This window comes from Rhizobium sp. PEPV16 (genome assembly GCF_008919455.1).
GTDB lineage: Bacteria > Pseudomonadota > Alphaproteobacteria > Rhizobiales > Rhizobiaceae > Rhizobium > Rhizobium leguminosarum_Q.
The window spans coordinates 1-2,018 of the sequence record NZ_VSZV01000057.1 but is presented as its reverse complement, the minus strand read 5'-3'; the positions used below and the strand labels follow the sequence as shown (position 1 = coordinate 2,018).

Annotated in this window: 3 protein-coding genes; 2 read left to right on the top strand and 1 reads right to left on the bottom strand. The window is 62.2% G+C overall.

Annotated features, from left to right (window positions below; genetic code table 11):
* Positions 1-79: 79 nt before the first annotated feature.
* Positions 80-634, bottom strand: coding sequence for an alpha/beta hydrolase (locus tag FY112_RS00495; protein WP_026158703.1), 555 nt, complete (start codon positions 632-634; stop codon positions 80-82).
* A 176-nt stretch (positions 635-810) separates the two neighbouring features.
* Between FY112_RS00495 and FY112_RS00490 the strand changes: the two genes are divergently transcribed.
* Together FY112_RS00490 and FY112_RS00485 are read left to right on the top strand one after the other, a co-directional pair.
* Positions 811-1,617, top strand: coding sequence for a DUF2189 domain-containing protein (locus FY112_RS00490; RefSeq protein ID WP_026158702.1), 807 nt, complete (start codon positions 811-813; stop codon positions 1,615-1,617).
* Positions 1,618-1,802: 185 nt separating this feature from the next.
* Positions 1,803-2,018: low affinity iron permease family protein (locus tag FY112_RS00485; RefSeq protein WP_181018111.1), on the top strand; the 216-nt coding region annotated here is incomplete at its 3' end.

The following is a 2,018-nucleotide window of genomic DNA, read 5'->3' as shown; positions in this document are numbered from 1 at the left end:
CGGCGCAGTCTGCTGTCATTCCATTAAGAAAGACTTAGAAAGCACCTGCTCAACAAGCGAGGCGGCGTCTTTTCCGCAATCAGGCGGAGAGCCGGCCGAGGAACTGGGCAAAGACCATGGTACCTTCGGGCCAGGGGCCGTGACCGGAATCGGCATTGATATGGCCGGCCTCGCCGGCATCGACGAGGAAGGAGCCCCAACTGCTGGCGACATCGTCGGCGTGTTCGTAGCTGCCGAACGGATCGTTGCGGCTGGCCACGGTTATCGACGGGAAGGGCAGCGGATCGCGCGGATAGGGGCCGAAGGTCATCAGGTGCTTCGGGCGGATGTCGGGATTGGCGACATCGGGCGGGGCGACGAGGAAAGCGCCCGCCACCCGGTTGCGGAAATGCGGGATGGCATGGATCACCGAGGGCACGCCCAGCGAATGGGCGACGAGAACTACCGGGCGGGTCGAGGCGTTCACCTCCTCGGCGATGCGGGCGATCCAGTCCTCGCGGACCGGCTTCGTCCATTCGGCCTGTTCGACACGCCGCGCCGTGCTGAGCTTTGCCTCCCAGCGGCTCTGCCAGTGGCTCGGGCCGGAATTGGTGTAACCGGGGATGATGAGGATATCTGCGTCTGAGGCTTTCATGATGCCGCCGATGTGAGAAAGCTGGTCCAAGATGTCAAGAGGGGGATGTCAAGGGAGGGAGCGACACGGGCCCTGAAAGTTGCTATATTCCTCCAGTGCCGGTTGCGGATTTCGTATCGGCTTGCCCGCCGATGCTGTCCGCCGCCGATCAGGTCTCGGCTGAGGAGGAGAAAGCCATGGCGGCATTTCACGTCATGACGGGTGCAAGCGAGAGCTTAGCGCGGCCCGTCGTCAATCGCATCGGTATCGCCGACGTCTTCGACGCGCTGAAGCGCGGATACGACGATTTCATGGAGAAACCGTCCCACTATGTGTTCCTGTGCCTGATGTACCCGATCGCCGGCGTCTTCCTGACGTTGTGGACCTCGGGCGCCAACCTTTTGCCGATGGTCTTCCCGCTGATGGCGGGTTTCGTGCTGATCGGCCCTATCGCAGCGATTGGCCTCTATGAAATCAGCCGCCGGCGCGAGGCCGGCCTTGACGCGTCCTGGACGCATGCGCTCGACGTGCGCCATTCGCCAGCGCTGCCGTCGATCGTGGCGATCGGCTTGATGCTCTGCGGCCTCTTCATCGTCTGGCTGGTGACGGCTCAGACGCTCTACAGCAATCTGCTCGGCGAGGTCTTTCCGCGCAGCATGGGGGACTTCTTCCGCCAGGTCTTCGGCACGTCGGAGGGCATGCAACTGATCATCTGGGGCAACCTCATCGGCTTCGTCTTTGCGCTCGTCGTGCTGGCGATAACCGTCATCACCTTTCCGCTGCTGCTCGACCGCGATGTCGGGGCTGTTGCCGCCGTCACGGCGTCGATCCGCGCGACGATTCTCAATCCGGTGCCGGTGCTGCTCTGGGGCCTGATCGTCGCCGCGCTGCTCCTCATCGGCACGATCCCGGTCTTTGCCGGGCTTGCGCTGGTTATCCCGATCCTCGGCCATTCAACCTGGCATCTCTATCGCAAGCTGATTGCGCGGGAAGTCACAGCGTAACCACGGCCTGTCTGCGGGCAATTCCGGACCCCGAGGGGAATCTCGGATCCCTTGGGGAATCTGGGATCCCTGGGGAATCTAAGATCCCTGGGAACCTCGAACCTGCCTCGGAGTTTGTTTAACCGGAGCATGATGTCGTCGACATCATGCTCAGGAGGCGTCGAGGGAGGATTCCAGAGGTGACGATGAAGCATCTGTTTGCCCGCTTCGCAACCAAGACATCGGAATGGGCGGGCAAGCCCGCCGCCTTCATCCTGGCGCTGACGGTCGTCGTCATTTGGGCCTCGCTCGGCCCCTTCTTCGACTATTCCGAAACATGGCAGCTAATCATCAATACCGGCACGACGATCATCACCTTCCTGATGGTCTTCGTGCTGCAGAACGCCCAGACGCGCGACACG

Bases quoted from the DNA above. Each gene is read 5' to 3' on its own strand.
- FY112_RS00495 (WP_026158703.1), bottom strand. From the start codon at position 634: ATGAAAGCCTCAGACGCAGATATCCTCATCATCCCCGGTTACACCAAT.
- FY112_RS00490 (WP_026158702.1), top strand. From the start codon at position 811: ATGGCGGCATTTCACGTCATGACGGGTGCAAGCGAGAGCTTAGCGCGG.